General features: G+C 69.7%; 26 protein-coding genes. 10 read left to right on the top strand and 16 right to left on the bottom strand.

Annotated features, from left to right (window positions below; all coding sequences use genetic code 11):
- From ACFSKW_RS54545 to ACFSKW_RS54500, 10 genes are all read right to left on the bottom strand, one after another.
- Positions 1–509, bottom strand: a 509-nt coding sequence (locus ACFSKW_RS54545; RefSeq protein WP_379583772.1) for a hypothetical protein, incomplete at its 3' end; no start/stop codon positions are given.
- 18 nt (positions 510–527) lie between these two features.
- Complete coding sequence (locus ACFSKW_RS54540) at positions 528–1,361, bottom strand: amidohydrolase family protein (protein WP_379583770.1); 834 nt, start codon at positions 1,359–1,361, stop codon at positions 528–530.
- 500 nt (positions 1,362–1,861) lie between these two features.
- The gene (locus tag ACFSKW_RS54535; RefSeq protein WP_379583768.1) at positions 1,862–2,551 is read right to left on the bottom strand and encodes an SCO6045 C-terminal-like domain-containing protein; all 690 of its coding nucleotides are present in this window, start codon (positions 2,549–2,551) and stop codon (positions 1,862–1,864) included.
- 10 nt (positions 2,552–2,561) lie between these two features.
- Positions 2,562–3,398: an MbnB/TglH/ChrH family RiPP precursor modification enzyme gene (locus tag ACFSKW_RS54530; protein WP_379583766.1), complete on the bottom strand. Its 837-nt coding sequence runs from the start codon at positions 3,396–3,398 to the stop codon at positions 2,562–2,564.
- Positions 3,399–3,401: 3 nt separating this feature from the next.
- The gene (locus ACFSKW_RS54525; RefSeq protein ID WP_379583764.1) at positions 3,402–4,382 is read right to left on the bottom strand and encodes a TIGR04222 domain-containing membrane protein; all 981 of its coding nucleotides are present in this window, start codon (positions 4,380–4,382) and stop codon (positions 3,402–3,404) included.
- 173 nt (positions 4,383–4,555) lie between these two features.
- Positions 4,556–6,346 carry a phosphoenolpyruvate carboxykinase (GTP) gene (locus tag ACFSKW_RS54520; RefSeq protein WP_379583762.1) on the bottom strand — a complete coding sequence of 597 codons (1,791 nt, stop codon included), beginning with the start codon at positions 6,344–6,346 and terminating at the stop codon, positions 4,556–4,558.
- A gap of 191 nt (positions 6,347–6,537) precedes the next feature.
- Positions 6,538–7,056 (bottom strand): hypothetical protein, encoded by a 519-nt coding sequence (locus ACFSKW_RS54515; RefSeq protein ID WP_379583761.1) that lies wholly within the window; start codon positions 7,054–7,056, stop codon positions 6,538–6,540.
- Positions 7,057–7,120: 64 nt separating this feature from the next.
- Positions 7,121–8,290, bottom strand: a complete 1,170-nt coding sequence (locus ACFSKW_RS54510) for a C40 family peptidase (protein WP_379583759.1) — start codon at positions 8,288–8,290, stop codon at positions 7,121–7,123.
- Positions 8,291–8,412: 122 nt separating this feature from the next.
- The gene (gene greA, locus ACFSKW_RS54505; RefSeq protein ID WP_379583757.1) at positions 8,413–8,913 is read right to left on the bottom strand and encodes a transcription elongation factor GreA; all 501 of its coding nucleotides are present in this window, start codon (positions 8,911–8,913) and stop codon (positions 8,413–8,415) included.
- A gap of 101 nt (positions 8,914–9,014) precedes the next feature.
- Entirely contained in the window at positions 9,015–9,431 is a 417-nt protein-coding gene (locus ACFSKW_RS54500) for a DUF4307 domain-containing protein (protein ID WP_379583755.1), read from the bottom strand.
- 136 nt (positions 9,432–9,567) lie between these two features.
- Between ACFSKW_RS54500 and mca the strand changes: the two genes are divergently transcribed.
- The 3 genes from mca to ACFSKW_RS54485 are packed head-to-tail and all read left to right on the top strand — an operon-like array spanning position 9,568 to position 10,905.
- Positions 9,568–10,452, top strand: a complete 885-nt coding sequence (mca, locus tag ACFSKW_RS54495) for a mycothiol conjugate amidase Mca (RefSeq protein WP_379583753.1) — start codon at positions 9,568–9,570, stop codon at positions 10,450–10,452.
- Between the two features lie 10 nt (positions 10,453–10,462).
- Entirely contained in the window at positions 10,463–10,618 is a 156-nt protein-coding gene (locus tag ACFSKW_RS54490; RefSeq protein ID WP_358136247.1) for a hypothetical protein, read from the top strand.
- Positions 10,615–10,905, top strand: a complete 291-nt coding sequence (locus ACFSKW_RS54485) for a GNAT family N-acetyltransferase (protein ID WP_379583751.1) — start codon at positions 10,615–10,617, stop codon at positions 10,903–10,905. Before ACFSKW_RS54490 ends, ACFSKW_RS54485 begins: the two co-directional genes overlap by 4 nt.
- Here the strand turns inward: ACFSKW_RS54485 and ACFSKW_RS54480 are convergent.
- The 3 genes from ACFSKW_RS54480 to ACFSKW_RS54470 are packed head-to-tail and all read right to left on the bottom strand — an operon-like array spanning position 10,853 to position 14,104.
- Positions 10,853–12,235 carry a sensor histidine kinase gene (locus tag ACFSKW_RS54480; protein WP_379583749.1) on the bottom strand — a complete coding sequence of 461 codons (1,383 nt, stop codon included), beginning with the start codon at positions 12,233–12,235 and terminating at the stop codon, positions 10,853–10,855. The two genes, ACFSKW_RS54485 and ACFSKW_RS54480, sit on opposite strands and share 53 nt — an antisense overlap.
- Positions 12,232–12,918, bottom strand: a complete 687-nt coding sequence (locus ACFSKW_RS54475; RefSeq protein ID WP_431896022.1) for a response regulator transcription factor — start codon at positions 12,916–12,918, stop codon at positions 12,232–12,234. The genes ACFSKW_RS54480 and ACFSKW_RS54475 overlap by 4 nt, the downstream gene beginning before the upstream one ends.
- Before the next feature lie 55 nt (positions 12,919–12,973).
- Complete coding sequence (locus tag ACFSKW_RS54470; protein ID WP_379583745.1) at positions 12,974–14,104, bottom strand: hypothetical protein; 1,131 nt, start codon at positions 14,102–14,104, stop codon at positions 12,974–12,976.
- A gap of 158 nt (positions 14,105–14,262) precedes the next feature.
- Here ACFSKW_RS54470 and ACFSKW_RS54465 point away from each other — a divergent pair, with 158 nt between their 5' ends.
- Positions 14,263–16,329 (top strand): thioredoxin domain-containing protein, encoded by a 2,067-nt coding sequence (locus ACFSKW_RS54465; RefSeq protein WP_379583743.1) that lies wholly within the window; start codon positions 14,263–14,265, stop codon positions 16,327–16,329.
- On the opposite strand, the gene ACFSKW_RS54460 is transcribed toward ACFSKW_RS54465, so the two are convergent.
- Positions 16,306–18,399, bottom strand: coding sequence for a transglycosylase domain-containing protein (locus ACFSKW_RS54460; protein ID WP_379583741.1), 2,094 nt, complete (start codon positions 18,397–18,399; stop codon positions 16,306–16,308). The genes ACFSKW_RS54465 and ACFSKW_RS54460 overlap by 24 nt on opposite strands.
- 115 nt (positions 18,400–18,514) lie before the next feature.
- Positions 18,515–19,000 carry an Lrp/AsnC family transcriptional regulator gene (locus ACFSKW_RS54455; RefSeq protein WP_379583740.1) on the bottom strand — a complete coding sequence of 162 codons (486 nt, stop codon included), beginning with the start codon at positions 18,998–19,000 and terminating at the stop codon, positions 18,515–18,517.
- Between the two features lie 67 nt (positions 19,001–19,067).
- Between ACFSKW_RS54455 and hppD the strand changes: the two genes are divergently transcribed.
- The 6 genes from hppD to ACFSKW_RS54425 are packed head-to-tail and all read left to right on the top strand — an operon-like array spanning position 19,068 to position 24,151.
- A complete protein-coding gene (gene hppD, locus ACFSKW_RS54450) occupies positions 19,068–20,168 on the top strand; it encodes a 4-hydroxyphenylpyruvate dioxygenase (protein WP_379583738.1) in 1,101 nt (366 codons plus the stop codon).
- Between the two features lie 37 nt (positions 20,169–20,205).
- Complete coding sequence (locus tag ACFSKW_RS54445; protein WP_379583736.1) at positions 20,206–20,634, top strand: RDD family protein; 429 nt, start codon at positions 20,206–20,208, stop codon at positions 20,632–20,634.
- A 33-nt stretch (positions 20,635–20,667) separates the two neighbouring features.
- Complete coding sequence (locus tag ACFSKW_RS54440) at positions 20,668–22,089, top strand: M1 family metallopeptidase (RefSeq protein WP_379583734.1); 1,422 nt, start codon at positions 20,668–20,670, stop codon at positions 22,087–22,089.
- 19 nt (positions 22,090–22,108) lie between these two features.
- Positions 22,109–22,441, top strand: coding sequence for a PadR family transcriptional regulator (locus tag ACFSKW_RS54435; RefSeq protein WP_379583732.1), 333 nt, complete (start codon positions 22,109–22,111; stop codon positions 22,439–22,441).
- Positions 22,438–23,322 carry a hypothetical protein gene (locus tag ACFSKW_RS54430; protein WP_379583730.1) on the top strand — a complete coding sequence of 295 codons (885 nt, stop codon included), beginning with the start codon at positions 22,438–22,440 and terminating at the stop codon, positions 23,320–23,322. Before ACFSKW_RS54435 ends, ACFSKW_RS54430 begins: the two co-directional genes overlap by 4 nt.
- Before the next feature lie 13 nt (positions 23,323–23,335).
- Positions 23,336–24,151, top strand: coding sequence for a hypothetical protein (locus ACFSKW_RS54425; RefSeq protein ID WP_379583728.1), 816 nt, complete (start codon positions 23,336–23,338; stop codon positions 24,149–24,151).
- A gap of 1 nt (position 24,152) precedes the next feature.
- Here the strand turns inward: ACFSKW_RS54425 and ilvA are convergent, their stop codons facing one another.
- On the bottom strand, positions 24,153–25,364 hold the full coding sequence (gene ilvA / locus ACFSKW_RS54420; protein WP_379583726.1) for a threonine ammonia-lyase: 1,212 nt from the start codon (positions 25,362–25,364) through the stop codon (positions 24,153–24,155).
- Positions 25,365–25,429: the final 65 nt, after the last annotated feature.

The raw sequence follows: 25,429 nt of genomic DNA, 5'->3' as shown, positions 1-25,429 counted from the left end.
TCCTGGGGCTCCAATGCCCCTTCCGCCTCCGCGACCAGCGACTCCACGAATTCCGCGAGTTCGCCCGAAGTCAGCACCGCCCGCATCCCGATTCCCGCGGGACCCCACGCCTCCACGTAGGCCCGCCTGGTCACGCGCCACTCTCCGCCGCCGTCGCGCCCGGGCACCCAGATGGGGAGAGTCCGCAGCTGGCAGCGCAGCTCACCGCCGCCCACCACCTGCGACCTGGTCCGGTACCTGAAGGCGAACAGCTCGCCGTCCGGCTCGTCGCCGGGGAACCTGTCGTCGGGATCCGGCCACGTCCACGCCTGCTCCCGCCCCGCGCGGGCGGCCCACACCCCGCGCGCCAGCCGCGCGAGCAACCAGCCGCACCGCTCCCCCACCATCCCGTACGGCGCGCCGTCGCGATGCAGCGCCAGGGTGACCTCGTACGGCACGCCGAGGCTGTCCGTGCACACCACGGGTGTGACACTCAGATATGAGCCGTCGACGCAGCGTAGTCCCCCCATGGACAGAAGTTATCCGTCCTAAATCTCGCTAAACCCATAGAAACGGGCAGCATTACCGCCGAGCACCTTGTCCTGGTCGACCCCGCCCAGAAGCGCCCTGTACACCGTGAAGACCGTCTGATAGTCGGCCGCCAGCAGCGCCACCGGCCAGTCGCTGCCGAACATCAGCCGGTCGGGGCCGAACACCTCCACCGCGTGCTCCACGTAGGGCCGCAGGTCCTCCACCGTCCAGCTCCCGTGGTCGGCCTCGGTGACCAGGCCCGACACCTTGGCGTGCACGTTGGGGCAGCCCGCGGCGGCGCGCAGCAGGGAGGCCCACGGCTCGAGCTCGTGAGCGGCGATCCTGGGCTTGGAGAGGTGGTCGATGACGACGTTCAGCGTCGGATGACGCTCCGCGATCGTGACGACGTGCTCCAGGTGCCGGGGCAACAGCGACACCACGTCGAACGGCACGCCCGCCTCGGCCAGCAGCCCCAGCCCTTCGAGCACGGCGTCCTGAACCAGCCAGTCGGGGTCCGGCTCCGTGTGGATGAGGTGCCGGACACCGGAAAACTTCGGATGTCTGAGGTAGCGGTCGAGCGCCGCGGCCGCCTCTTCGGGACGGTCGAGCGGGACCCAGCCGACGACTCCCGCGATGAAGTCGTGCGCCTCGGCGAGGGCGAGCATCGCGTCTGTCTCCCAGAAGGAGTCGTCGGCCTGGACCACGACCGTCCTGTCGACGCCCGCGGCGGCCAGCTCGGGAGCGAGGTCCTCGGGGGCGAAGGTGCGGTGGATCGCCGGCAGCTCGGGGGTGGGCCAGGCGTAGGCGCCGGTCTCCAGGTTCCAGAAGTGCTGGTGTGCGTCGACTATCACGCGGCAAACATAGGATGTCTGCCTGGCTCCGGCAAGACCCGCCTTCCCACCCGTCGCCCATGGCCCAGGCACGCCGACCGCTCAGCGCGTCAGACGGCACGGCGAGGCCCTCGCCGATCGCTCGACACGACGGACGGCACGGCGAGGCCCTCGCCGGTCGCGGCTCCGGGACACGCCTCCGGCCGGGCGCGCCGACGCCGGCTCCCCACGCCAGGCGCGGCCGGGAGACCCGGCTCCCCAGGTCAGGCTCGTCCAGGAGACCCGGCGGGAGCGTCGGCACCGGCTCCCCAGATCAGGTGGGGCTGGAAGACCCAGCTCCCCACGTCAGGCTCGTCCAGGAGACCCGGCGGGAGCGTCGGCACCGGCTCCCCAGATCAGGTGGGGCTGGAAGACCCAGCTCCCCACGTCAGGCTCGTCCAGGAGACCCGGCGGGAGCGTCGGCACCGACCCTCCAGGTCAGGTACGACCGGGAGGTCCTCCTGAGCGGTGGATGCCCCGGCTCAGCGGCGGCGGAGTGAGAAGGGCCAGCGGGTGCGGGGGCTCTGGGCGGGTGCCGGGTCGTGGAGGATCCCCCGGGCGCGCAACCAGTCGGCGAAGTCGTCGGCGTCGGCGCGGTACCTCGGCGGGGGCTCTGTGCGGGCGGCCGCGTAGGCGGCGAACTCGTCGACCAGCCGGGGCCCCGCCGCGGCGGCCGCGTCGGGACGGAGCCTGGCCACGATGCCGCGCCGCTTGGCCAGCAGGCTCCGCGCCTGGACGGCCAGCCGTACCTCGTCGAACCCGGCGGGCGGCGCGCCCCCGGCGACCAGCGCCGCGACCACGCCCGCCTGCGCGGCCTCCAACCGCGCCCGCACGTCCTCCACCGCCGTCTCCCCCGTCTCCCGCGTCTTCCGCGTCTTCCGCGTCTTCCGGCCGGCCGACGCGGCCCCCAGACCCGCCCGCAGTGCCGCCCCACCAACCGACGCGGTGACCGGGTCCGTACGCGGCACCCCTCCACCAACCGACGCGGTGACCGGGTCCGTACGCGGCACCCCTCCACCAACCGACGCGGTGACCGGGTCCGTGCGCGGCACCCCTCCACCGGCCGACGCGGTGACCGGGTCCGTGCGCGGTGCCCCGGCGGCGGGCGCCTCGGAGGCCGCCGTCTCCGCCTGCTCGGCTGGGGGCTCCGGGGCTCGTCGTGCGATGGTCATCGCGGCGGCCCTACGAGCCCGTCAGGCGGCGGCCGCCCGTGGCCATCGCCGTGCGGACACGGTCGAGTTCGGCGGCAAGGGCGGCGTCGCTCGGGTAGTGGTCGTCCCACTCGAGCAGCACGCCCGGCGGCGCGACGCGGGCGCACAGCTCCTCCAGCACGTCCAGCACCCGGTCGGGGACCGCATGGGCGTGGGTGTCGTGCCAGACCCCGTCGTGCAGGTGCCCTCCCGCCACGTGCACGTAGGCGAGGGACGCCAGCGGCAGCACGTCCAGCGCCTCCACCGCGGACAGGCCGAGGTTGACCTGGTTGGTGTAGAGGTTCGCGACGTCGACGAGGAGCTGGACGCCTGTGCGGTCGACGAGTTCGCCGAGGAACTCGGCCTCGGTCAGCTCGTCCTCGGGCCAGCCGAAGATGGCCGCCACGTTCTCCAGCGCCAGCGGGACGGGCAGCGCGTCCTGGGCGCGCATGATGTTCTCGGCGACGACCGCGAGGCTCTCGCGGGTGCGCGGGACGGGCAGCAGGTGCCCCGCCTCCATCCCGCCCGCGCGCACGAACGCCAGGTGCTCGCTCACCAGGGGCGATTCGAGGGCCTTCGCGCAGGCCGCCAGGTGTGCCAGGCGTACGGGGTCGGGAGGGGTGGCGTCGCCGAGGCCGAGGCCGACGCCGTGCGGGATCACGGGGACGCCTCTCTGGCGCAGCACCCGCAGCGACTCGGGGAGCGCGACGGGCCTGATGTTCTCGGCGACGACCTCGACGAAGTCGACGTCCGGGAGGCGTTCGACGGTCAGGTCGATCTCGGGCCGCCAGCCGATGCCCACGCCGAGCCTGTGGTCGGTGGACTTCACCGCTCACCCGCCGCCGCAGCCGCCGCCGCACCCGCCACCGCAGCCGGAGCCGCCGCCGCAGCTGGACCCGCCGCCTCCGTCGGAGGAGGATCCGCCGAAGTCGCCTCCGCCGCTGCTGATGTCGGAGCTCGACCCGCCGCCGCAGGAGCCTGACGCGCAGCCGCCCGAGGAGGACGAGGAGGTCCTGGCGTGGACGTCGTCCTCGAGCTCCTGCCTGAGGGACGGGTCGTCGAGCTCGCTCAGGCCGTACAGGGCGACGGGCACGCCGATGGCGAACGCCAGGTCGGGGGCGTGGGAGCGGCCGGCGCCCTGTACGTGCCGCTGCTGGGCCCTGGACAGCTCGAGCCGGCCTGCGGCGCTCAGAAGGTCGGCGAGCGCGCGACGCTGCCGGCGGACGACGACGCGTCCGCCGAGCCAGAGTCCGGCACAGATCAGCAGCGTCAGCACCGTGACGAGCTCGGCCGGCACCGTGCCGGAGATCATCATGACCAGCGTGAAGATTCCGAGGACGGCCGCGAGACCGGACCATCCCGACAGGCGGGTCAGGCGGGTGCGCACCGGCACGAGGGAGCCGTCGGGCACGAGCAGGCCGACCGCCGTCAGGTGGTGCCGCAGATCGTTCATGACGGGCCCGTTGCCGATGTCGTGGCGCAGCGTGCCGATCGAGGCGCCGCCAGGCCTGGCGGCGACGGCGGCGAGCACCGCCTGCTCGACGGGGTCGCTCGAGCCTGCCCCCGCCACGTGGTGGACCAGGCCGCCCCTGGAGATCCGCAGCGCGCCGGCCCTGGCCATGAGGGCGATCGCGGTGTTGACGACCCGCCGGGGGCCGCCGGCGAGGTAGGCGAGCTCGTAGTGGCCGAGTTCGCCGCCGCCGACGTTGGCGGCGACCTCTCGGACTCGCGCGTGCTCCCGCCTGAGGGAGGATGCGGCGCCGGTGACCGCGACGGCCAGGAGTAACGCCAGGACGAACAGAACAAATTCCATGCACTGCCTCCCTGAAGGGAAGGAGAACCGTCTCCCTATGAGACGCGCGGCGCCCCTTCAGAAGTTTCCCTCAAACCGGTCCGGCGCAGGAAGAGCACGGACGGCCGGTGCATGGCGCACGGAAGAACTGTCCCAAGCCATGCCGGACCGTGGCGCCCGGCATGGCGACGACATCACAAACGGTCGAGGAGCGCCTCGTACTCGCTCCACAGCTCCTTGGGCAGGTGGTCGCCGAACTTCTCGAAGTGCGCGGGGATCAGCGCCGCCTCCTCCCTCCACACCTCACGGTCGACGGTGAGGAGCGTGCGCAGGTCCTCCTCCGGCAGGTCGAGACCCTCGGTGTCCAGCTCCTTCGGCAGCAGGCCGATCGGCGTCGGCACGGCCTCCGCCTGGCCGTTCAGCCGGTCGACGATCCACTTGAGCACGCGGCTGTTCTCGCCGAAGCCCGGCCAGATGAAGCGGCCCGAGTCGTCCTTGCGGAACCAGTTCACGTAGTAGATGCGCGGCGGCTTCGCGCCCTCGCGTCGGCCGATCGACAGCCAGTGGCCGAAGTAGTCGCCCATGTTGTAGCCGCAGAACGGCAGCATCGCGAACGGGTCGTAGCGCAGCTCGCCGACCTTGCCCTCGGCGGCGGCGGTCTTCTCGGAGGCGACGTTGGCTCCGAGGAAGACGCCGTGCTGCCAGCTCAGCGATTCGGTCACCAGCGGCACCGCGGTCGCGCGGCGGCCGCCGAACAGGATCGCCGAGATGGGCACGCCCTTGGGGTCCTGCCACTCGGGCGCGATCGTGGGCGCCTGGGAGGCGGGCGTGGTGAAGCGGGCGTTCGGGTGGGCGGCGGGCTCGTCGGAGTCCGGCGTCCACGAACGGCCCTTCCAGTCGGTCAGGTGCGCGGGCGGCTCGTCGGTGAGCCCCTCCCACCACACGTCGCCGTCGTCGGTGAGCGCGACGTTGGTGAAGATGCTGTTGCCCCAGAGCGTCTTCACGGCGTTGGCGTTGGTGGTCTGGCCGGTGCCGGGCGCGACGCCGAAGAATCCGGCCTCCGGGTTGATGGCATACAGTCTGCCGTCGGCGCCATAACGCATCCACGCGATGTCGTCGCCGATCGTCTCGACCTTCCAGCCAGGGATGGTGGGCTGGAGCATGGCGAGGTTCGTCTTGCCGCAGGCGCTCGGGAACGCGGCGGCCACGTAGCGGGTCTCGCCCGAGGGCGGGGTCAGCTTGAGGATGAGCATGTGCTCGGCCAGCCAGCCCTCGTCGCGGGCCATCACGCTGGCGATGCGCAGCGCGTAGCACTTCTTGCCGAGCAGCGCGTTGCCTCCGTAGCCGGAGCCGTACGACCAGATCTCGCGGGTCTCGGGGAAGTGGCTGATGTACTTGGTGGTGCTGCACGGCCACGGCACGTCCTGCTGACCCTCGGCGAGGGGCGCGCCGACGGAGTGGACCGCCTTCACGAAGTCACCGCGCCGCTCGATCAGCCGGAGCGCCTCAGCGCCCATGCGCGTCATGATCCGCATGGACACCGCGACGTACGGCGAGTCGGTGATCTCGACACCGAGCTGGGAGATGTCACCGCCCAGCGGCCCCATGCAGAACGGCACCACGTACATCGTGCGCCCGCGCATGCAGCCCTTGAACAGCTCGCCGAAGGTCTCGCGCATCTCGGCGGGCGCGATCCAGTTGTTCGTGGGACCCGCGTCCTCCTCGCGCTCGGAGCAGATGTAGGTGCGGTCCTCCACGCGGGCGACATCGCTCGGGTCGGACTTGGCATAGAAGCTGTTGGGCCGCTTGGCGAGCCGGGTGAAGGTTCCCTGGTCCACGAGCAGGTTGGTCAGGCGCGTCCATTCGGCCTCGGACCCGTCGCACCATTCGATCCTGGCGGGCTGGGTCAGGGCGGCGATCTCGTTCACCCAGTCGACCAATTTCTGGTTGGTCGTCGGGGTGGGTACTTCCACGGAAAGGGACACGGTGGTGGCTCCTCCACTCTTTTCTGGGCCACGTCATCATTAACGACTAATGCCGACAAAGGCTAATTGGAGTAGACCTTTGCGCAGGCAGTGGCCTTGATGGAGGGGGAACCTACCCATCGCGAAGCGATTTAAAGAACGGAAATTGGTCCAGACCAAGAGGAAAGGTCTACACCAATTCCCGCATTGGTTCAGTCCATTCCCGATGGACCAGCTGCTCTAATGCGGTCGACGTGCTGGAGCGCGTCGCGCAGCTCGGTGAGCCAGGTGTCGGTGTTCTTGCCGACCAGCCGTACGCACCAGGCGAGCGCGTCGCTGCGGCTGCGGGCCACGCCCGCGGAGACCAGGGTGTCGAGCACCTGCCGCTCCGACTGGCGCAGACGGGTCATGACGGGCACGGAGAGTGTGGTGAACATCACGGTCTCGTCGCCGCAGACGACACCCCAGGAGACCTTGCGGCGGAACTTCCGCTCGGCCTCCGCCGCGATCTCGATGCGGCGCTCCCTGGTCTCCTCGCGGAAGCGCCTGATGAGGCCGTCGATCGTGGCGGCCTTCTCGGCGTCGGACTCGGCCGTGGGCTCGGGCAGGGTGCCGAGCACGGCGATCTCCTCGCGGTCGAGGACGATGGTGACGGGACCGGTGAACCAGGCCTCGGGCAGGCGTCCCGTGAACCACCCGCGCAGCGTGCTGGCTGCTTCGTCAGTATCCATGTAATTAGAATTACACACGCACAGGACAAGAACCAGCCTTGGCCGTCCTGTCGATGGAACGCTGTCAGCGAACGCGGGCCGCGATGACCGGGCTCACGCGGACGATGCCCGCGAGGTTGCGTGTGCTGAGCGGCGAGATCTTCACCACGTCACCGGTCCTGGGCGCCTGCAGCACCTTGCCGTTACCCCAATAGATCGCCACATGGGAGATGTAGCCGGGATTGGTCGGGTCGCTCCGCCAGAAGATGAGGTCGCCCGGCTGCGCCTGCGACAGCTTCACCTGCGGCCCTGTCACCCACTGCTGGTGGGTGACGCGCGGCATGCGCACCCCTGCCTGGGCGAACGCCCACTGCACCAGGCCCGAGCAGTCGAAGGTGTCCGGCCCCTCGGCCCCCCACACGTACGGCCTGCCCAGCTTGCCGGCCGCCGCCTGCAACGCGGTGGTCAGCTGCGAAGCCGACATGAACGACCCCGAACTCCACTGCGTCACCTGCTTCGGCGCCGCCAGTACCGGGTTGATCGCGGCGACCTGCGAGCCCTTCGGCAGCACCCGCAGCAGCGCCCTGCGCAGGGCGGAGGTGTCGACCTTCGGGGCGCTGACCACGATCGCGTTGTTCTGCGGGAAGCCGAGGGAACGGGCCTTGTCCCTGGAGACGACGGCGTCGACCGCGCCCATGCCCATCGTCGCGTAGGCGCCGATCCTGAGCTGGCCGCCCGGCCCCGGCACGCTGCGACCGAGCGTGAGCCCGCCGTCGTTGCCGAGGACGAACGAGACCGCCACGTCACCGCCCGCGATGTTGGCCCACAGGCCGTCGGACTTGGCGGTCACCTTGGGCGTGTACGCCCTGAAGCTGGAGGGGTCGACGCCGAGCGTCTGCACACGCTTGCCGTCGATCTGGACGGACGCGGCGTCGGCGAGCTCGACTGCCTGGATGCCCTTGACCTTGACGACCTTCTCCATCGTGGCGCGCTGCAAGGGCTTGCGCGTGACCACGAACACGCTCGGCGAGCGGAGCTTGCCGAGCGGCTGCACGGGAGGCGCCGTCTTGCTCTCGGCGACCGTGTTCTCCTGGGGGGCCAGCTTCTTGGCCGTCACGGCGGCCGAGGGCGGCTCCGGGTCGGAGAACTCACCGAGTAAGGCCACGTCGGCGGCGATCACCATGGCCAGTGTCACCGCGATGAACGGCACGAGCCTGTGGCCGCGCGGCGGTCTGCGCGGGCGGTGGCCGTACATGCCGGGAGGAGGCGCCGGGCGGCGGTCGCCGTGCACCAGGAACGAGAGATCCTGCTTGATCCCGCCGCCCGCACGCTGAAGATCCGCCGGGCCAGCGGCCCGGCGGATCGTCTCTCCGTTGCTCAGTTGCCGATGTACGGCACGGCCTCGAGGATCTCGACCGTGTTCTGACGGCCGTTGGGCATGGCGTAGGTCGCCTTCTCCCCGATCTTCTTGCCGTTGATCGCGGCGCCAAGAGGAGACTTGGGAGAGTAGACGTCGATCGGCGCGCCGGTCTCCTCGCGAGAGGCGAGCAGGAAGGTGACCTCGTCGTCGTCGCCCTCGAAGCGGATCGTGACGGTCATGCCGGGACCCACCACCCCCTCCGTCTTGGGGGCCTCGCCCACCCTGGCGCTGTCCAGGAGCTGCCTGAGGTGGTAGATGCGCGCCTCGATCTTGCCCTGCTCGTCCTTGGCCGCGTGGTAGCCGCCGTTCTCACGCAGGTCGCCCTCTTCGCGAGCAGCCTCGATCTTCTTGGCGATGTCAACGCGGCCCGGGCCCGAAAGGTAGTCGTACTCCTCCTTCAGGCGGTCGTACGCCTCCTGCGTCAGCCAGGTGACGTTCTCATCGCGAGAGTCGGCCACGGGTTCTCCTTGCTTCCTTAGGGGGCCCTGAGTTCACTTGGGTTCGCGAATCGCGAAAGACTAACAACTTTACACGGTCGAACGCTTCCCCAAATGTCTCACTATACGAGATTGCAGTACTGGATGTGGACTGAAGAGGCCTGGCCACTGGTGTCCAAGCTCTCCTTCAGTCGGGTATACCCCTCGCCGGCGGGAATCTTTACTTCCTTGCTGCCGACTTCTACATGGTTCGCGTCGGTGGCGCGCAACCGGCACACCGCCGCCCTGTCGGCGGGCTTGGCGATCTCGAAAGTGATCTCTGCGGACTCGGGCCTGGTCGCGTCGAAGGCGATGACCTGCTTGGTGACCCCGACGTTGCCGGTGGCCGACCACATCACGTAGCCCCAGCCACCTGCGATGATCGCCACCAGTACTCCGATCACGACGTGGACGACGAACCTGCCCTGCCGTTCCGGGCGGTCGCTGAAGTCGTCCGGGGTGCCGAGAACCGGACCGTTCTCGACATCTCTGGTGGCCATGACGGAATCTCCCTGCACTCCCTGGTGTTGTCCGAGACAATTGTCGCCTGTTGGGGGTCCGCCCCCGCGACCCGCCCAAGAGAAGTAAACCTCTTGCGGCGAGTGACCCGGTCCGAAGTGAGGAGACAGCGAGCCAGTGAGCGCAGCGCTGAGGCTGATGGCCGTCCACGCCCATCCCGATGACGAGTCGAGCAAGGGCGCGGCGACGATGGCCCGTTACGTCGCGGAAGGCGTTGAGGTCCTCGTCTGTACCCTCACAGGCGGTGAGCGCGGTTCCGTGCTCAATCCGAAGATGGACCGCCCGGAGATCGTCGCCAACATCGGCGAGGTCCGCCGCAAGGAGATGGATCGCGCGCGGGAGATCCTTGGCGTGAGCCAGCGGTTCCTCGGTTTCGTCGACTCGGGCCTGCCCGAGAGCGAGGAGGAGGCGCTGCCCGAGGGCTGCTTCGCCCTCCAGCCGCTGGAAGAGGCCTCCAGGCCGCTGGTGGCGGCGGTGCGTGAGTTCAGGCCGCACGTGATGCTCACCTATGACGACGACGGCGGCTACCCGCACCCTGACCACATCATGACCAACAGGGTGTCGGTGGAGGCGTTCAACGCCGCCGGAGACCCCGACCGTTACCAGGGCGCGGGCGAGCCGTGGCAGCCGTTGAAGCTCTACTACCAGATGGGCTTCACCAAGGAGCGGTTCGAGGCGCTGCACGAGGCGATGAACAAGCGCGGCATCGGCTCGCCGTACGCCGACTGGATCGCCCGCTGGGAGGACAGGCCGCAGAAGTGGCCGGTGACCACGCGGGTGCCGTGCGGCGACTTCTTCAAGACCCGCGACGAGGCGCTGATGGCGCACGCCACGCAGGTCGACCCCGACGGGTTCTGGTTCGTGTGCCCCAGGGAACTGCAGCAGGAGATCTGGCCGACCGAGGACTACCACCTGGCGCGCTCGCTGGTCGACACCAAGCTTCCCGAGGACGACCTGTTCGCGGGCATACACGCCGAGGAGACCGCGGGCGCGTGCAAGTAAGCTGGAAGGCGTGACGTACTTCGCCATTGGTGACGTGAGCCCGGGGATCCTGGGCTTCACCGTCGTGGCCCTCATGGGATTCGCGCTGTTCTTCCTCATCAAGTCGATGAACAAGCAGATTTCCAAGATCGAGGTCCCCCACGAAGCCGACCTGGACAAGAAGTGACCCGAGAGATCACGGTCATCGACAACCCTGACGCGAGCCGCTTCGAGATCCACGTGGGCGACGAGCTCGCCGGGTTCGCCGAGTACAAGCTGCTGCCCACGACCATCGTCTTCACCCACACCGAGGTGGACCCGGCCTTCGAGGGGCAGGGGCTGGCGGGCAGGCTCGTCCGGCGGGCGCTCGACGTGAGCAGGGACACCGGGCTGAAGGTGCGCCCGCTGTGCCCCTACGTGGTCAAGTGGATCGACCGCCACCCCGAGTACCAGGATCTGCTCGAGGCAGCGTGACGGTGAACCTCGCCCCCTCCCCGGGGGGTGAGGAGACTGTGGCGCTTCCGCCGTGGGCGTGGGCCACCGCGGCGACGATGGCGAGCCCCAGCCCCGCACCGCCCTGGTCGCGGACACGCGCGGGATCGCCGCGGTAGAACCTCTCGAAGACCTTGTCGAGCTGGTCGCCGGCGATGCCCTCACCCGCGTCGTCGACCTCGATCACGACGCTGTCCCCCTCGCCCCCCTCGCGGACCCGAACGGTCGCCGGTGTCCCCTTCGACGTGTGCCGGCGGACGTTGGCCAGCAGGTTGTCGACGAGCTGGCGCAGCCGCACCGCGTCGCCGTCGATCACGACGTCGTCCACCTCCAGCGTCAGCGGCCGGTCGGGCTCGACGGCGTGCGCGGCCGCCACGGCCTCGGCCACGAGCACCCCCAGGTCGACGGGCCTGCGCTCCACCGCCCTGCCCTGGTCGAGCCTGGCCAGCAGCAGCAGCTCGTCCACGAGCACGCCCATCCGCGTCGCCTCCGACTCGATCCTGCTCATCGTCAGTGCCAGGTCGTCGGGACGGCCTGCCGCGCCGCGCCTGAACAGCTCGGCGTAGCCCCTGATCGCCGCCACTGGCGTGCGCAGCTCGTGCGAGGCGTCGGCCACGAACCTGCGCAGCCGCTGCTCGGACACGATCCGCTGGCGGAAGGCCTCGTTCAGGGCCAGTCCCAGCCGGCCCGCCTCCGACGCGTCGTCGGCGGGTTCCACCTTGCGCGAAAGGTCTCCCTCGCCGATGGCCCTGGCGGCCGCGGCGATCTCCTCCAGCGGGCGCACAGACCTGCGGATGATCCGGTAGGCGAACACGCCGAGGACCAGCAGGGCGAGCGCGGTGATCGTCGAGTGGACGCCGGTGAGCCTGCCGCCGAGGTCGTCGAAGCCCGACGCGGGCACGCCCAGGACGAGCAGGCGGCCGTCGGGCAGCCACGAAGCGCGCAACCACCAGCCCTTCCCCCGGGGTTCGCGATCGGCGCTCCTGGAGAAGGACCAGCCCTGAGGGCCGGGCGGGCGGAGGTTGTCGAGGTCGGGGGGCGTGCCGTACGAGATGGACTGCAGGACCGTGCCGCGCGGATCGCGCAACTGGACGAGCCCAGGCCCGAGGGCGGCCTGCAGGGGGTCGCCCATGGACAGCTCCCGTCCACCCGCCAATACCGGCGCCAGGCGGCCCGCCGCCTGGGCGAGCTGGTCGCGGGCGGTGTCGGCCAGGAAGTCGCGGGCGACGGCGAACGTCGTCAGCGGGACCACGATCAGCCCCGCCGCGAGCAGGGCGAGCACCGTCATCGTGAGCCTCCTGCGCAGGCTCATCGCGGCAGCCTCAGGACGTAGCCGACGCGCGGCACGGTGTGGATGAGCTGAGGCTCCCGGTCGTCGACCTTGCGGCGCAGGTAGCTGACATACGTCTGGACGACGCCGTCGCTGCCGCCGAAGTCGAAATCCCACACGTGGTCGAGGATCTGCTGCTTGGTGAGCACGCGTCCAGCGTTGACCATGAGGTAGCGCAGCAGCTTGTACTCCGTGGGGGTGAGCTCGACCAGCGTGCCGCCGCGCCGCACCTCGTAGCGGTCCTCGTCCATGGACAGGTCGGCGAACTCCATGCGCGGGCCTGTGGACGGCCTGGTACGGCGCAGCACCACCCGCACCCGTGCGACCAGTTCCTCCAGGCTGAACGGCTTGGTGACGTAGTCGTCACCACCGGAGGTCAGCCCGGTGATCTTGTCCTCGTGCGCGTCCTTGGCAGTCAGGAAGATCACCGGGGTGTGCACGGCCTGCCTGCGCAGCCGGCGGCAGACCTCCACACCGGTGATGTCGGGCAGCATGACGTCGAGCACGATCAGGTCGGGCCCGAAGTCGGCCACCCTGGCCAGCGCCGCGCCGCCGGAGTCGGCGGTCACCGCCTCGAAGCCCTCGTAGCGCAGCGCCATCGCCACGAGGTCGGCCAGGTTCCGCTCGTCGTCCACCACGAGTATGCGCGCCTTCACGCGCTCCAGTCTGGTCGAGCGTTCTTAGAGAACCCTCAGAACGGCCACGCGCGCTCGGGCACGCTCAGTCCTCGGGCGACCAGGCCCGCTCCAGCGCCTCGGGCAGGCCCCACCAGCCCAGCGGTGTGAGCACGTCGTCCTCGTCCACGATCCCCAGATAGGCCCACAGCCCTGTGACGTGCGAGAACAGGGTCTCCGTCGTGTCGAGGTCGTCGGGGTCGTCCATGTCGACCGTGATGTCCTCGGACTCGGCGATGAGCTGGGCGATCCGCTCGGGCGAGGCCAGCGCGCCAGGTCCCAGCCTGGCCAGCGCCGCCACCGCGGCCAGCCAGTCGGCGTGGTGGATCGCGCACAGCGCCGCCAGCGCCGCCTCCTCGTGGCTGAGCTCCTCGTGCTCCTCGGCCGGCTCCTCGTCCAGGTCGGAGATCGGGCCCGCGATGCCGGCGACGACGGCGAGCCACAACTCGCGGTCGTCATCGGGGATCAGTCCGCCCTCGAACCCCGCGCACGCCCTCAACACGTTGCCCGGATAGCCGGGGAAGACGAGCATCTCCCGCAGCCTGGCCGCCGCGTGCCGCAGGTCGGGCTCCGGCAGCTCAGGACGCTTGGGCAGCTCGGCGAGGATCCGCCGCAGCTCGGCCAGCGCGTAGGACTCCTCCTCGTCCCAGGCGGCGAACAGCTCCTCGTCCTGCTCGTCGCTCACCACGAGGACGGGCACCCTGCCGTCGGGCGGGGTGTTGAGCCAGCGCTCCTGCATCTCCTCGTAGGCGGCCCGGGCCGCCGGGTTGCCGCTCGCCAGCTCGTCGGGGTCGATCTCGCCCGCCTTGATGCGTTCCTCCAGGTAGGCGATGAAACGCGTGTACATCTCCTCGGCGACCGGGCCCCGCTCGTCCTCCTCGGGCCAGACGAAGTAGCTGGGCGTGAGCAGGATCGGCTCGCTGCCCGTGGCCTCCAGCCACCGCTGCACGTCGCCGACCGTGGCCGTGCCCGACTCGATCGCGCTGAGCGTGCTCCTCGCGGTGTCCCAGAACGTCGCCGAGAGCGGGTTGCCCACGGCCATCATCTCCCGCCGCAGGTCGGGCAGCGCCACGAGCGCCACGCCCGAAGGGACGGCCAGCAGCACGCGGGCCACGTCCCTGCGGGTGAGCGCGGTCGCGGAGCGCTCGGCATGGGCGCTCACGAAGTCAAGGTCCACGCTCGGTAACCTACCCGCCCCTTTCCCTCATCTACGTCAGGCCCGTCCACCACCTCGGTACCAGGTCGCCCGGGTCCTGTCAGAGCCTGGGCGGGGCGGGCGTCGGGCGGGGTGGGCGACGCGTCAGGAAGTGCGGACGCACGTGAGAGGCTGGTTCCATGAACAGGCTGAAGCACGCCACCAGCCCCTATCTTCAGCAGCACGCCGACAACCCGGTCGACTGGTTCGAGTGGGGTCAGGAGGCCTTCGACGAGGCGCGGCGGCGTGACGTCCCGCTGCTGATCTCGGTCGGCTACTCAGCCTGTCACTGGTGCCATGTCATGGCCCACGAGAGTTTCGAGGACGCCGAGACCGCCCGTCTGATGAACGAGCGTTTCGTCAACGTCAAGGTCGACAGGGAGGAAAGGCCGGACGTCGACGCCGTCTACATGAGCGCCACGCAGGCCATGACGCAGCACGGCGGGTGGCCGATGACGGTGTTCGCGACGCCGGAGGGGCACCCGTTCTACTGCGGAACCTACTTCCCGAAGCCCCAGTTCCAGCGTCTGCTCGTCGGGGTGCACAACGCGTGGACCGGCGACAGGGAGCAGGTGCTCGAGCAGGGGTCGAAGGTCGTCGAGGCGCTCACGGGGGGCTCGACGCTGCCGAGCGGTCCCGTGCCGACACCCGAGACGCTGGCGCTGGCCGTACAGAACCTGATGCAGTCGTTCGACCACGCGCGCGGGGGGTTCGGCGGGGCGCCGAAGTTCCCGCCGTCGATGGTGCTGGAGTTCCTGCTGAGGTACCAGGGCGACGGCGCGGCCGTGGCGCGGGAGATGGCGCACAGGACGCTGGAGGCGATGGCAAGAGGCGGCATCTACGACCAGCTCGGGGGCGGGTTCGCGCGTTACAGCGTGGACGCCGAGTGGGTGGTGCCGCACTTCGAGAAGATGCTCTACGACAACGCGCTGCTGTTGCGCGTCTACACGCACTGGTGGAAGGCCACGGGCGCGCCGCAGGCCAGGAGGGTCGCGCTGGAGACCGCCGACTGGCTGCTGAGGGAGATGCGTACGCCGGAGGGCGGGTTCGCCTCGGCGCTCGACGCCGACAGCGAGGGCGAGGAGGGCAGGTTCTACGTCTGGACGCCCGCCCGGCTGCGCGAGGTCCTGGAGCCGCAGGACGCGGAGTGGGCGATCGAGCTGTTCGAGGTGAAGGGCACGTTCGAGCACGGCACGTCGGTGCTGCAACTGCTGAACGATCCCGACGACCCCGCCAGGTTCGCGCGGGTGCGGTCGCGGCTGATGGCCGCCAGGGACGAGCGCGTACGGCCCGGCCGCGACGACAAGGTGGTCGCGGCGTGGAACGGCCTGGCCGTCGCGGCCCTCGCGGAGACGGGAGCGGTCTTCGAGCGCCCCGACCTGGTGGAGGCGGCCAGGGAGGCGGCGATGCTGCTGGAGAAGGTGCACGTCGAGGGCGACCGGCTGCTGAGGACCTCACGCGACGGGCACGCGGGGCGGAACGCGGGCGTGCTGGAGGACTACGCCGACCTGGCGGAAGGGCTGCTCTCGCTGTACGGGGTGACGGGCGAGGTCCGGTGGTTCACGCTGGCGGGGCGGCTGCTGGAGGTGATCCTGTCCCGGTTCGCGGACGAGTCGGGCGGCTTCTTCGACACGGCCGACGACGCCGAGCGGCTGTTCCAGCGGCCACAGGACCCGACGGACAACGCGACGCCTTCGGGGCAGTTCGCGGCCGCGGGCGCGTTGCTGTCGTATGCGGCGTTGACCGGGTCGGCCCGGCACAGGCAGGCGGCGGAGTCGGCGCTCGGGACGGTGTCGGTGCTGGCGAGGGGGCATGCGAGGTTCGCGGGGTGGGGGCTGGCCGCGGCGCAGGCCGCGCTCGCGGGGCCGGTGGAGGTGGCGATCGTCGGGCCGGCCGACGATCCGCGGACGAAGGCGCTGCACAGGGCGGCCCTGCTGGCCGACGTTCCCGGCATGGTCATCGCCCTCGGTGAGGAGCCTGCCGCCGTGGACGGTTCCGGCGGCGAGACAGGCCAGGCGACCCGGGACCGCGCCACCGGCGCGGGAACCACGGACGGGCAGGTGGGCGTCAGGGTGCCGTTGCTCGAAGGGCGGGGGCCGGTCGGAGGGGCGCCTGCGGCCTACGTCTGCAGGGGGTTCGCCTGCAGGCTCCCCGTGACCACCCCCGCCGACCTGGTGGCCGAGCTATCGGTTCCCGGGCCCGTGTGAGGTGTCGTCGAGCTGGTCGGGCTCGGCCGGCGCTTCGCTGGGCGGCGCCTCGGAGTTGTCGGCGTCGCCCCGGTCGGTCTCCTCAGGGATGACCGGGTTCTGGGGCGTGGAGGTCTCGTCGGGCTGCGGCGTGCTCGGCTCGTCGCTGTCCAGCCGCTCGCCGCTCCACTCGTTGTTCCACGGGTTGTCGTGCCTGTCGTAGCCGTTGTCGAACCCCCGGTCGTCGCCGGGCATCTCCTGCTCGTCCCATTGGCTGTAGCCGTAGTCCGACGGCTCGGGGAACTCCTCGACGGGCTTGCCTTCGAGGGCCTCGGTCATGAACGCCTTCCAGATCCGCGCGGGCAGCTGGCCGCCGAACTGCACGCCGTACCCGGGGACCTCGACGGTCTTGTTGTCGTCGCGGAACATGTTGACCGCGGTGGCCAGCTGCGGGGTGAAGCCGTTGAACCAGACCGCGCCCGAGCTGTCGGTGGTGCCGGTCTTGCCCGCCACGGGCCGGTCGTAGAGGCGGGCGCCGGTGCCGGTGCCGTACTTGACGACCTGCTCCATGGCGTAGATCGCGTCGGCGGCGGCCTGCTTGCCGACCACGGTCGTCGACTTGGGCTTGATGACGGACTTCTTGCCGTTGGCGTCGGTCACCGACTTGATGACGTGGGTCTCCATGTGGACGCCGCCGTTGGCGAAGCTGGCGAAGCCTGAGGCGTTCTGGACGGCGCTGACGGAGGCGACGCCGAGCGGGAACGAGGCCGCGATCTTGTGTTGGTCGAGCTGGCTCGCGGGGATCCCGGCCGCCTCGGCGACCTTGGCGACCTTGTCGAGGCCGACCTTCTGGCCGAGGTCGACGAAGGCGGTGTTGACGGAGTTCTGCGTGGCGCGGACCAGGTCGATGTACCCGTAGGAGCGTCCGCTGTCGTTCGGGATGGCCTGGGAGGCGCCGCGCACCGAGATGGGCGAGTTGCCGTTGACCGTGGTCGACAGGTCGAAGCCGTTGTCGAGGGCCGTGGCCAGCGTGTACGGCTTGAACGTCGAGCCCGCCTGGACCTTGGCGGAGAAGGCGTTGTCCCACGACTGGTCCTTGCGCCCGCCGTAGAAGGCGACGACCTCGCCGGTCGCGGGGTCGATCGCGGCCAGTCCCGTGCGCACCTTCTTGGACGTGGACTCGGGCAGCACGGACTTCACGGCGCGCTCGGCCGCGCCCATGAGGTTCTTGTCGAAGGTGGTCACGATCTTGAGGCCGCCGTTGTCGATGACCTCGTCGGTGTAGCCGCGGGCGTTGAGCTCCTCCCGGACCCTGTCGACCATCACCTGGTCCTGGCCCTTGAGCGCGAAGGCCGCCCTGGGCTTCTTCAGCGCGGGGAAGACCTGCTTGGCCGCGTCCTGGGCGGTGATGGCGCGGGTCTGCACCATGGCGTCGACGATCGCCTTCCAGCGCGTCCTCGCCGCGTCGAGATCGGCGGCCTTGGGGTCGGCGAACCTGCTGGGCTGCTGGATGACGGCGGCGAGGTAGGCGCCCTCGGCGACGGTCAGGTCCTCGACGTTCTTGCCGAAGTACGCCTGCGCGGCGGCCTGGACGCCGTTGGCGCCCCTGCCGAAGTAGATCGTGTTGAGGTACTGCTCGAGGACCCAGTCCTTCGACTTGGACTGGTCGACCTTGATGGAGATCAGGATCTCCTTGAACTTCCTCGTGATCGATCGTTCCTGGCTGAGGCCGCTGTAGTAGTTGCGGACCATCTGCTGGGTGATCGTGGAGCCGCCCTGGAGCTGCTGGCCCGTGACCGTCGACCAGACGGCGCGCGCGGTGCCCTTGAGGGACACGCCGCCGTCGCTGTAGAAGGAGCGGTTCTCGGCGGCGATGACCGCGTCGCGGACGTGCGCGGGCACCTGGCCGAGTTTGACGTTCTTACGGTTGACGCCCTGCTTGGCGAGGACGGACTTGCCGTCGCGGTAGTAGATCACCGAGCCCTGCGCCGTGGCTTCCTTCTGGGTGCTGTCCGGGATCGGGGTCATCGCCCATGCGATCCCGAAGAGGCCGACCATGGCGAGGATCCCGGCACCGAACGCGATCGCCACCCAGCGGAGTATTCGCCGTCTCCGCGTGCTCTTCGCCACAGACTCCCCCGATCGCAAGCTCAGCAAACCCCCGTCAGCTGGGCGGAAGGCCAAGAATAAACGATCGGTAACGATGCTACGGCTTTAGACCGCCTCGACGTGGTACATCCGTGACCAATGGCATAACCCGGTATGGGACCGGAGTGTCGAGCACGATCACCGAAGAAGTCCGCAGAACCCCTTGCACAGCGACGATCCGGTCGATGACGCGCTGAAGGTCGGCGTTGGTGCGCGCCACGACCCTGCACAACAGGTCGCTGCCGCCGGTGATGGTGTGGACCTCCAGCACTTCGGGTATGCGCGCGAGCTGGTCGGCGACCGGATCGTGCCCGCTGACCTGACGGATCTCCATGGTCACGAACGCGGTGACGTCGTAGCCGAGCGCGGCCGCCGAGACGTCGGGGCCGAAACCTGTGATGACCCCCCTGGCGATCATCCTGTCGAGCCGGGCCTGCACGGTGCCTCGGGCGACGCCGAGCCTGCGGGAATACTCCAGAACTCCGAGGCGTGGCTCCGTGGCGAGCAGACTGAGCAGTTTGGCGTCCAGATCGTCGATGGTCATGGACAAATTGTCCACTGTTTCAAGTGACAGTTGCACAAGCCGTCCACATAAATCGAGAGTTATCGGTATGAGCGATGAGTTTCCGGTCAAGGGCATGGACGCCGTGGTGTTCGCCGTGGGCAACGCCAAGCAGGCGGCTCACTACTACTCCACCGCGTTCGGGATGAAGCTGGTCGCCTACCGCGGCCCCGAGAACGGCAGCAGGGACGAGGTGGCCTACGTGCTGACCTCGGGTGGTGCGCGGTTCGAGTTCCGCTCGTCGGTACGGCCCGGCACCGACCTGGCCCGCCACGTCGCCGAGCACGGCGACGGCGTGATCGACCTGGCCATCGAGGTGCCCGACGTCGAGGCGGCCTACGAGCACGCCGTCGCGCGGGGCGCCCGGGGGCTCGCCGAGCCGTACACGCTGGAGGACGAGAGCGGCAAGGTCGTGATCGCGGCCATCGCCACCTACGGCGAGACCCGGCACACCCTGGTGGACAGGTCCAACTACTCGGGCGCCTACCTGCCCGGCTACCGCCAGGCCGAGCCGATGGTGGCGCCGCCCGCCAAGCGGTTCTTCCAGGCGGTCGACCACTGCGTGGGCAACGTCGAGCTCGGCAAGATGGACGAGTGGGTCGAGTTCTACCGGAACGTGATGGGCTTCACCAACATGGCGGAGTTCGTCGGCGACGACATCGCCACCGAGTACTCCGCGCTGATGTCGAAGGTCGTCGCGGACGGCACCCGCAAGGTGAAGTTCCCGCTCAACGAGCCCGCGATCAGCCGCAAGAAGTCGCAGATCGACGAGTACCTGGAGTTCTACGGCGGACCCGGCGTGCAGCACATCGCGCTGGCCACCAACGACATCCTCACCACCGTCGACAACATGCGCGCGGCGGGCGTGGAGTTCCTCGACACCCCCGACTCCTACTACGACGACCCCGAGCTGCGCGCCAGGATCGGCGAGGTGCGGGCGCCGATCGACGAGCTGAAGCAGCGCAAGATCCTGGTGGACCGCGACGAGGACGGCTACCTGCTGCAGATCTTCACCAAGCCGGTGCAGGACCGCCCGACGGTGTTCTTCGAGCTCATCGAGCGGCACGGCTCGCTCGGCTTCGGCAAGGGCAACTTCAAGGCACTGTTCGAGGCGATCGAGCGTGAGCAGGAGCGCCGCGGCAACCTGTAGATGTTTGTCCTGGCCAGAGGTGGGTGATCATCAGGTCATGCCACCTCTCGCAGGACGTTGGCGACGGCTTTTCGCCGGGATCGTCGACAGCGTCATCGTCTCCGCCATCGCGTCGCCGTTCACCTGGACGAGCTGGCAGTACGTCTGGGACCCCTCGAAGGAGATGGCGGTACGCGTGCCCGTGCAGCACGTCTTCATCGCCGGGGTGATCTCGTTCCTCTACTACTGGCTGCTGCACGCCTACTGGCACGGGCAGACGCTGGGCAAGAGACTGTTCGGGATGCGGGTGGTCGCCGACACGGGCCAGCCGATCACGGTCGGGCAGGCGGCGATCAGGCAGGCGGTCGCCGCCATTCTGGACTATTCATGCTGTTTCGGGATCATCAATCTTGGTTGGATCCTGTTCGATCCACGTAAACAGGCCCTGCACGACAAGGCGGCCAAGACCCTTGTCGTAGATGCCTGACCGGCGGCAATGGCTCGCGTAGTCTCTGTGGCCATGCGCTGTGCTGTGCTGTTGACGCTCCTCGGGGCGGTCGCCTGCGCCCCTTCTTCCACCGGGGCCCAGGTTCCGCCCGCCGCCACCCCCGACCCCGCGGCCCCTCAGTCCGAGCCGGGGCGGGGCATCGGCGACCCCGACTTCCCCTTGGACGGCAACGGCGGCTACGACGTCACCCGCTATCACCTGAAGATCGGCTACGACCCCGCCGCCAAGCACCTGAACGGGCTGACCTCGATCCAGGCCAAGGCCACGCAGTCGCTGCCGCGCTTCAACCTCGACCTGTCCGGCTTCGAGGTGGGCAAGGTCGAGGTGGACGGCGCTCCTGCGAGGTTCGAGCGCAGCGGCAGCGAGCTGACGGTGACGCCCGCCAAACGGCTGCGCGAGAACCACGCCTTCACCGTCACCGTCGCCTACGAGGGCACGCCGAAGCCGGTGAGGGACTCCTCCAACCTCGGCACCTACGGCTTCATCCCGACCCCCGACGGCGCCTTCGTCGCCTGCCAGCCCAACGGCGCCAAGACCTGGTTCCCCTCCAACGACCACCCCGCCGACAAGGCGCGCTTCGACTTCGAGCTGACCGTGCCGCGGGGGGTGACGGCGCTGGCGAACGGCGAGCAGACCAGGCAGCCCGTCACGAACGGCGGCAAGACCACGTTCACGTGGTCGGAGAAGCATCCGATGGCGACGTACCTGGCCACGATGACGCTCGGCAAGTTCGAGCTGCGCCAGGGCACGACCGCGACCGGTATCCCCAACCTGGCCGCCGTCGATCCGCAGTTCGCCTCGGCGCTCGACGACCTCTACGCCACCTCGGGCGAGGTGACCGACTACTGGACCAAGGTCTTCGGCCCGTACCCGTTCTCGTCCACCGGCGGCGTCATCGACGACTTCGCGGCGGGCTACGCGCTGGAGAACCAGACCAAGCCGATGTACGGCGGCTTCCGGCCGGCGGAGAGCATCATCGCCCACGAGCTGGCTCACCAGTGGTTCGGCAACAGCCTGTCCGTCAGGCGGTGGAGGGACCTGTGGCTCAACGAGGGCTTCGCCACCTACGCCGAGTGGCTGTGGTCTGAGCACAAGGGCAGGGCCAGCGCGGAGAGCGTCTTCGACGGCTTCTACGCCAGGCCCGCCTCCGACCCGATGTGGACCTACCCGCCGGGCCGCGCGCTGCCGGACGACCTGTTCAACGAGTCGGTCTACACGCGTGGCGGCATGGCGCTGCACGCGCTGCGCAAGGCCGTGGGCGATCCCGTCTTCTTCAAGATCGTCAAGGAATGGACGGCCCGCTACAAGTACGGGTATGTCACGACGCCGCAGCTCATCGCACTCGCCGAGCAGCTCTCCGGCAAGCAGCTCGACGAGCTCTTCGACGCCTGGCTCTTCGAGCCGAGAAAGCCGGTCTTGTCCTCACTCCGTTAAACGGAGTATCTTGATCGCCATGCCGAGAAGATCAACGGAAGTCAGCGAGCCGATGTACTTCGTGCTCGCCGCGCTCCTCGACGGCCCTCTCCACGGGCACGCCATCGTGGGCAAGGTCGTCGAACTGTCCCGCGATCGGGTCAAGCCGTCGATCAGCACCCTCTACGGCATCCTGGAGCGCCTCACCGCCCAGGGCACGCTCAGCGTCGACCGCGAGGAAGTCGTCGACGGTCGCAACCGCCGCTACTTCCGCATCACCGATCGCGGCAGGGCGATCGCCGAGGCCGAGGCCGAGCGCATGCATCACGCCGCCAGCGTGATCAAGGGCCGCCGCGACCTGGGCCTGACGTGACGCCGCTGGAGCGGCGCTACCGGCGGCTGATGTGGGCCTACCCGCGCGCCTACCGCTCGGCTCACGGCGATGAGCTGCTCGACGTCCTGCTCGGACACACCGACCCGAAGCGTTCGAGGCCGCCACTGAAAGAGGCGGCGGGACTCCTGGTCAACGGGCTGCGGGAGCGGGTCTGGCAGGCCACCACGGCCCCGATGTGGGCCGACGGGCTGCACCTCGGCGTAACCGCGCTCTGCGCGGCCCACCTCTCAGGGTGGCTGCCCTACGCCACGTCGATCCCGGTGTGGTGCGCACTGTCCACGCTCGGGCTGATCCTCACCATCATGGGACGGTTTCGGCTCGCGCTGCCGCTGGTCCTGCTGACCGGGATCAAGTCGTGGACGCTCGGCACCGGCGTCGTCTTCGTGGACGCCACGCTGCTGCCGATCGAACCTGCCTTCCTGATGCATGACGCGCTCTACGGCAACAGCGGCCCGATCGGGGCGGCCGCCTGGTCGCTGCCGGCGTGCGCGGGGCTGGCGATCCTGGCCGTTCGCGGGGAGCGGCCCCGGCGGCGCTCGCTGTGGTGGCCGGCGGTCGTCCCCCTGCTGGCGGTCGCCGATCCGGCGTGGATGGCGCTCGACGATCCCTCCCCCCTCGTCCTGGTCAGGGTCGTGGCCGAGGCCGCGACACTGGCGGGCGCGGTGTGGGCGGGACGGATGACCGGCGATCGGCGCTGGGCGCTGGCCGCCGCGCTCTACCTGGTTGCCGGCTCGACGGCCTTCGGCGAGCACCTGGTCGACCAATCACGCCAGAACCTGGCCTATTGGGGGCTGCTGGCGTTCCTCACCCTTGTCGCGGCCGTCGCGCCGCGCGGGTCGCGCACGCGCGCGTTCGACTGATCTGGAGATTTCCATGCGTCGTGTCACATGGTTGCTTTCGCTTGCCCTCCTATCGGGATGCGCGGCCGAACAGGCCGCCGCTCCCGCGCCCACCAAGGGGCCCGATCCGCGGCCCAGGATGGAGCAGATCAAGGCCGACTGCATGAAGCAGAAGGGCTTCAAGTACATCGCCTTTGTGTCGCCGGAGCAGCCGAAACCCGATCTGAGCACCTACGAGGCCATAAAGGTCTACCGCCAGAAGTACGGCTTCGGGGTGTTCGCCCAGTACGTCTACCCGAAGGATCCCCTGAGCGGCAGCATCGAGAGCTCCCCCGACCACGGCGACCCGAACCACGAGCTCGTATGGAAGTTGAACGACCGCCAGCTCGCTTCCTACAACAAGGCGAAGGACAGCTGCTATCAGAAGGCCGCCAAGGAGGTGCTGAACAAGGAGGTGGGCTCGAAGCTGAAGGGAGTCATCCTGCTGAGGGATGCCAGAAAGCAGCTGGAGGCCGCCGAGATCGATGGCGACACCGAGCTGGTCGGCCTCGCCTCGGCCTTCGCCGACTGCCTCGTCCGCAAGGGGCAGCGCATGTCCACGACCAAGCCGACCGCTCTGGCCAAGAGAGGTGAAAACCAGTTCTTCGACGAGGCGGACAAGCTTGGCAAGGCGCCCAACGAGCCTCTGGACCTCACGCCGGCGCAGGCCAGGCCGTACCTGGATCGGGAGGTCAAGGCGGCGATGGAGGACCTGGAATGCGGCAAGGACTTCTACACCCGCTTCGCCCCCAAGCAGGCCTCGATCAATACTCGGGTATGGGCCGAGTACGGGCCGCTGCTCGGACGCTGACTCAGAAGAAGACCTTGTAGCCTTCTCTTGCGAGCACCCCCAGCACCTCGTCGCAGTGCGCCTGGCCCCGCGTCTCGAGCTGGAGCCGCACCTCGACCTCGTCGACGTGGAGCCTGGCGTTGACCCGCTCGTGAACGATGTCGATCACGTTGGCGCGCAGCTCTCCCAGGGTGGCGAGCAGCGCGGCGAGCGCGCCGGGCCGGTCGTGGAGCCTGATCCTGACCGTGAGGTAGCGACCGGCGGCGGCCAGGCCGTGCCGGAGCACCTTCGACAGCAGCAGCGGGTCGATGTTGCCGCCCGACAGCACCGCCACGGCGGGCGGCTCGAAGGCGTGCGGGTGCGCGAGCAGCGCCGCCACGCCGACCACTCCCGCGGGCTCGACCACCAGCTTGCCGCGCTCGACGCACAGCACGAGCGCCCTGGAGATCTCCTCCTCCGACACGGTCACCACGCTGTCGACCAGGTAGTGGATCATCTCGAACGGCAGCTCGCCGGGGCGGCCCACCGCGATGCCGTCGGCCATGGTGCCCGACGGGTCGACCACCACGGGCTCCCCCATGGCGAGCGAGGCCAGGTAGGCGGCCGCCTGCTCGGCCTGCACGCCGACGATCCGCACGCCGGGCCGTAGCGACTTGACGGCCAGGGCCACGCCCGCGGCCAGCCCGCCGCCGCCGATGCCGAGCACGATCGTGCCCGTGTCGGGGAGCTGCTCGATGATCTCCAAGCCGATCGTGCCCTGGCCCGCGATGACGTCGGGGTGGTCGAAGGGGTGGATGAAGACCGCCCCCGTCCGCTCGGCGTGCTCTTTCGCCTTGGCCAGCGCCACGTCGACGCTGGCGCCGCCGAGCACGACCTCGGCGCCGTAGGCCTGCGTCGCCTCCACCTTGGGCAGCGGCGCGGCCTCCGGCATGTAGACCGTGGCCCGCGCGCCGACCAGCCCTGAGGCGAGCGCGACACCCTGCGCGTGGTTGCCCGCGCTGGCGGCGACCACGCCCTTCCGTCTGTCGTCCTCGGTGAGCTTGGCGATGCGGACGTAGGCGCCGCGGACCTTGAACGAGCCCGCCCGCTGGAGGTTCTCGCACTTGAGGTGCACGGGGCCACCGATGGTCTCCGACAGGACACGGGACCGGAGCACGGGAGTCTGGACGGCGACGCCCGCCAGGAGGTCGCGTGCGGCCACCACGTCGTCGAGGGTCACTCGCGGGAGAACCATGCCGACCAGTCTCCCACCGCCCGGACGGGCCCGAGGTCGTCGAAAGGTCCAGGTGGGACGCCGGT

This window comes from Nonomuraea mangrovi (assembly GCF_042681425.1).
GTDB classification, from domain to species: Bacteria; Actinomycetota; Actinomycetes; order Streptosporangiales; family Streptosporangiaceae; genus Nonomuraea; species Nonomuraea mangrovi.
The sequence above is the reverse complement of the archived record's forward strand: the minus strand, read 5'-3'. Positions and strand labels throughout refer to the sequence as shown.